A 5,193-nucleotide genomic window follows, 5' to 3' on the forward strand; every position below is an offset into this window, starting at 1 on the left:
CAAGCAGATCGCGTTTCGGGTCGAGCCGAAACTGGTCCTGACCACCGAAGGCCAGGGCCGCGCCGCCGACCCGGTCGGGCTCGGAATCCCCGTGATGATCGACGGACCGTGGGCCGAGCCGCGCATCTATCCCGATATGGCGGGCATGCTGGACAATCCGGATGCGGCCTATGCCAAGCTGAAGGAGATGGGCCAGGGCCTGTTCGGCAAGGACGGCGCCGGGCTCGGCGGCCTCTTGGGCGGGCTGACCGGAAGCGGCCAGGCCGGCAGCGGCGCCGCCGGCAGCGGGGCTGCGCCCGGCGGCGGATTGAACGACATGCTCGGCGGCAGGCTCGGCGAAACCCTGGGGAATCTGATCCAGCAGGGACTTGGTCAGGGTGGGCTTGGTCAGGGCGGAGCTGGACAGGGTGGAGCCGGACAGGGCGGATCGGAGCAACCGCCGGCGCCACGGCCGCGGGTGGGCCGCAGCCTCGCGGCGCCGGCCACACCGGTGCCGTCGATCCCGGCGGCGCCGGCACCCTCCAGCGAGACCGTGCCGGGAGAGAGCCAGGACAGTCCGGCGATGAACGACGTGCTGCGGCAGTTGTTCAACCGGTGAGGAGCCGCGATCGCGCCTCGACACCGCCGCAGGTCGGCCCCCTCCCCGGCCCTCCCCCGCAAGCGGGAGAGGGAGAAGAAGACTCCCCCTCCAGGGGAGGGTAAGACCGAAATCGCGGCTAACCATGCGGGCGGTGGCGCCGAACGGGGCGCCCGAATTGTGCTAAAGACAGCCTGTTGAGCGCGGACCTCGCAGGCAGGGGCGGCGCACGAGGGGCTGCGAGGGGCTGGATGAGCGCGGTCAAGGAAAAAGCCCGGTTTCTGCGCGAAGGGCTGTTCGCCAAATACGTCGTCTCGCTGGTCGGGCTGGTGGTGTTCGTGCTGGCGGTCAACGGCGCGATGGAGACCTGGATCAGCTATCGCGGCACCCGGGTCGCGCTGATCGACGCCATGGGCGAGAAGGCGGAAGCCACCGCGCGGCGGATCGAGCAGTCGATCTTCGAGCTGGAGCGGCAGATCAGCTGGGTGACGCGCGCCAGCGCGACCCGGCTGCAGGACCGCCGCACCGATTATGCGCAGCTGCTGAACCAGGTGCCGGCGGTGAGCCAGCTGTCGTTTATCAGCGGCACCGGCCGCGAATTGCTGCAGATGTCGCGCACCCAGGTGTTCGTCGACGGCGACACCGACTTTTCCCGCGACGTCCGCTTCACCGAGACCGCCGCCAAAGGCGTCACCTTCGCGCCGGTCTATTTCGTCGGCTCCCGCCCCTTGATGTCGATCGCGGTGGCGCATTCCGGCGCCAATGCAGGCGTCACGCTGGCCGAGATCGATCTGCGCTTTCTCAACGATTTTCTCGGCGAGGCCCAGCTCGGCAAGACCGGCTACGCCTATGTGGTCGACGCGCGCGGCCAGGTGCTGGCGGGCTCGAAGGGGCCGGAGGTGGGCCGTGAACTCGCCCGGCTGCCGCAGGTCGCCGCGCTCTTGAAGCCGGACGGCGCGGCGCTGGCGGCGGGCACCGGCTATGACGGCGAGCCCGTGCTGAGCGCATCGCGCGCGGTGCCGAAGCTCGGCTGGCATGTGCTGTTCGAGCAGCCGACGGCGCAGGCGCTGGCGCCGATCCGCGACCAGCTGATGCGGATCGCGCTGCTGATCGGGCTCGGCCTCGTGGTCGCGATCATCGCCGGCACCGTGCTGGCGCGGCGCATGCTGATCCCGATCACCGCTTTGCGGACCGGGGCGCGGCGGCTCGGCGCCGGCGATTTCAGCCATCGCATCGAGGTGCGCACCCGGGACGAGCTGGAGGAACTGTCCGACCAGTTCAACAGCATGGCCGGGCAGTTGCAGGAGACCTATGCCGGCCTCGAATCCAAGGTCGAGGCGCGCACCCGGGATCTGGCGCAATCGATCAACGAACTGAAGGTGCTCGAGGAAGTCGGCCGCGCGGTGGCCTCCTCGCTCGATCTCAACGCTGTGCTGCCGACGGTGGCGGCGCGCGCGCTGGAAATCACCCATGCTGATGCGGTGCTGATCTACGGCCACGACGCATCGAAACACCAGTTCAACCTCACCGAGGCGATCGGCATCGACAAGGCGGCCGAGGGCCGGCATCTCGTGATCGACGAACGCGGCAGCGTGCTCGGCGAAGCCGCGGCGTCCGGCGAGCCGGTCGCGATCCCCGACCTGGCGGGCGCCGCCGAAGACCGGCTGCGCGACCTCGCGACCGAGGCCGGATTCCATTCGGTGCTGGTGGTGCCGCTGGTCGACCAGAAGGGCATTCTGGGATCGCTGGTGGTGTTGCGCAAGAATGCCGGGGAGTTCTCGCCCAACCTGATCGGGCTGATGAAGACGTTCGCGCATCAATCGGTGCTGGCGATGCGCAATGCGCGGCTGTTTTCGGAAGTCGACGCCAAGGGCCGCGAACTCGCCTCGGCGCATTCCACCGTGCAGCAGCAGGCCGCCAAGCTGCAGGAGCAGACCGACGAATTGAAGAACTGGAACAGGTCGCTGGAGGAGCGGGTCGAGAAGCAGCTCGGCGAGATCGAGCGCATCCGGCGGCTGGAGCGCTTCCTGCCGCCGCAGGTGGCGCAGCTGATCGCCTCCTCCGACGGCCATGATTCGCTGCTCGACAGCCACCGCCGCGAGGTCACCGTGGTGTTCTGCGACCTCAGGGGCTTCACCGCCTTCACCGAGACCACCGAGCCGGAAGAGGCGATGAACGTGCTGCGCGAATATCACGCCGCGCTCGGCGAACTGATCTTCCGCTACGAGGGCACGCTCGACCGCTATGCCGGCGACGGCGTGATGATCCTGTTCAACGCGCCGATCCAGTTTCCCGACCACGTGCAGCGCGCGGTGAAGATGGCGGTGGAGATGCGCGACGCCATCGGCGCGCTGACCCAGAAATGGCGCAACCGCGGGCACAGCCTGGGGTTCGGCGTCGGCGTCGCGCTGGGCTATGCGACGCTCGGCCAGATCGGCTACGAGCAGCGGCTGGAATACGCCGCGATCGGCAGCGTCACCAACCTCGCCTCGCGGCTGTGCGACGAGGCCAAGGCCGGCCAGGTCGTGGTCAGCCAGCGCGTGTTCGGCATGGTCGAGGCTTACGTCGAGGGCCGGCAGCTGGAAGACCTGACGCTGAAGGGATTCAATCACCCGATCCTGGCGGTGGAGATCTTGCGCTGGCGCGACGAGGGCGAGGTGGCGGCGGCGCAGGTTGCGCCGGCCGCCGAGGCACCGCGGCGGCGGCAGCAGCCGTCGTAGGGGGTGGCGCGGCGGTCGCCGGGGGGCGAGCCTCAGCACAAAATGTCGAAAACAACCCCATGCACAGAATGGCTAGACTGGCGGCATTCGTCCCGGCACAAGATATAGTAGATCCGGCCGCGTCGCAGCCTTCGTGCTCACTGCCAAAGGCCTGCAATCGATCCCCGCTAACAGGCGATGGCGGCTGACTCCGGTGGGATAGTGGTCGCGGGCCCGACAACCCCGCCTTCCGCGAGCCCTTTGATTGCTGACCTCACTTGGGACGGATTAAAGACGCGATATTCGATACTGGTTGATGTCTCGCCATTTCCAACGTGGATCGCGCCGTCGTAACCCTTCTTCTGCAGCAGCGCGACCTCGTTTGGATCGTCCAGGTACCTGAACGCATCGAAGTAGAGCTTCTTCAGGTCTTGCGGGGACCGCTTCAGCAGATCCGCGACGGATGCGTACTTGTCGGCGTAGTTCTCTTCCCAATTGCCAGTGTATTCGATGCCGCTGGCGAATTTTCTCGCGATGCGCATAGCTTCCGCTAAGCCCAGTTCCTTCTCGATAAGAGCTAAATCGATGAATGGGTCTTGGCGATTATGGATGATCGGCTTCTCAATCCTGAGATGAACCGGGCTAACGCGCGGAGCCTGCGCTACATCCTTGTGGACGTTTGGACGCATTGCGTAGGTGCTGGCCGCAGCAGCATCGTCACAGAACGAAAGACTGTTCAGCCGGGCGTGAAATTGCTTATCGTCGGGGGGTGTGCCGTGCTCGCCGCGATAGAGGACGGCAGGGGTACCGTCAGGATTGATGGCATGGCTGTTGCCAAACCAGTCATGGAATTTCTTTTGTCTGGTCAAGGGATTGATCGAAATGGCCAGGGGCAATATCCGTGAACGGGGTGAGGCGCGTTCTTGAGCCAGCAAATTCTTGAACCCAAGGTGATCGCATTGTTGTGACGAGCGGCGATGGCATCTTGTCGAATTCCATGAGGAATAATGAACTGCCCATTTTGTTCGGTTGACGAAAGTCGCATCGCCTTCTCGAACGACTTCGTAGTCGCTATTTGGGACGGTGTTCCCGTAAGTCCTGGTCACCTTCTTATCATTCCTCGGCGTCACGTGCCGGTCTGGGCAAACTTAAGTTCCTCTGAGAGGGACGCAATCTGGTCAACGATCGATCAAGCCCAGAAATTGATATCGGAACGTTTCCATCCAGACGGGTTCAACGTCGGTTTCGATGAAAGCTCTGCAGCGGTTCAAGCCGCTTCCCATTTCCATCTTCACATTATCCCACGTTACGAAGGCGACGATGCCTATCCCCGAGGCAAGGTTCGGGATGTGATTCCATACAAAACTGTGATGGCCAGCGGAGGTCCGCTCGGCCCCGGCATTCACCAAAAGCTCGTCACTGGAGGTGACGATCCACTTCTCCCGCACTTGCTGCTACACCTCGACGGATCAACGACCTTTGACATCGCGGTTGCCTTCCTGCTCGATAGCGGCGCTCGCATGATCGTCGCGCACCTTCGAGATTTTCTTGCTCGTGGTGGGCAGGCCCGGATCCTCGTCGGAGACTATCTGGACGTTACGGAGCCAGCCGCGTTGCGCCGCCTCAATGACCTTTCTGGCAATTTGCTGGTCAGGGTGTTTGAAGCTCGTGATCGCGGATTCCACCTGAAGACCTATATCTTTCAAACCGACCGCGAGGGCATTGCTTTTGTCGGGAGTTCAAACCTCTCGGCGCCGGCGCTTACCACTTCCGTGGAATGGAACTATAAGGTGATTTCCCGCGATGAGGGCGCCGGGTTTGCAGAAATCACATCCAAGTTCGAGAATATTTTCAACGCCTACTCAGCCGTCCGTGCCGACGAGGCGTGGATAAGCCGCTACGAAGCGAGGCGAGTCC

At 64.3% G+C, this 5,193-nt stretch carries 3 protein-coding genes and 1 pseudogene; 3 read left to right on the plus strand and 1 reads right to left on the minus strand.

Annotation, left to right across the window (positions count from 1 at the left end):
- Positions 1-598 (plus strand): annotated as a pseudogene (locus Q8R73_RS10990) (AsmA family protein); the annotation flags it as partial.
- A gap of 230 nt (positions 599-828) precedes the next feature.
- Positions 829-3,297: an adenylate/guanylate cyclase domain-containing protein gene (locus tag Q8R73_RS10995; protein ID WP_305719570.1), complete on the plus strand. Its 2,469-nt coding sequence runs from the start codon at positions 829-831 to the stop codon at positions 3,295-3,297.
- Between the two features lie 167 nt (positions 3,298-3,464).
- Here the strand turns inward: Q8R73_RS10995 and Q8R73_RS11000 are convergent, their stop codons facing one another.
- On the minus strand, positions 3,465-4,145 hold the full coding sequence (locus Q8R73_RS11000) for a hypothetical protein (RefSeq protein ID WP_305719571.1): 681 nt from the start codon (positions 4,143-4,145) through the stop codon (positions 3,465-3,467).
- Positions 4,146-4,283: 138 nt separating this feature from the next.
- On the opposite strand from Q8R73_RS11000, the gene Q8R73_RS11005 reads away from it, so the two are divergent.
- Positions 4,284-5,193 (plus strand): HIT domain-containing protein (locus tag Q8R73_RS11005; RefSeq protein WP_305719572.1); only part of this gene is annotated, 910 nt, incomplete at its 3' end.

Source organism: Bradyrhizobium sp., assembly GCF_030697065.1.
In the GTDB taxonomy this organism is placed as follows: domain Bacteria; phylum Pseudomonadota; class Alphaproteobacteria; order Rhizobiales; family Xanthobacteraceae; genus Bradyrhizobium.

Coding starts and splice junctions, on each gene's coding strand:
- Q8R73_RS10995 (WP_305719570.1), top strand. CDS start 829: ATGAGCGCGGTCAAGGAAAAAGCCCGGTTTCTGCGCGAAGGGCTGTTC.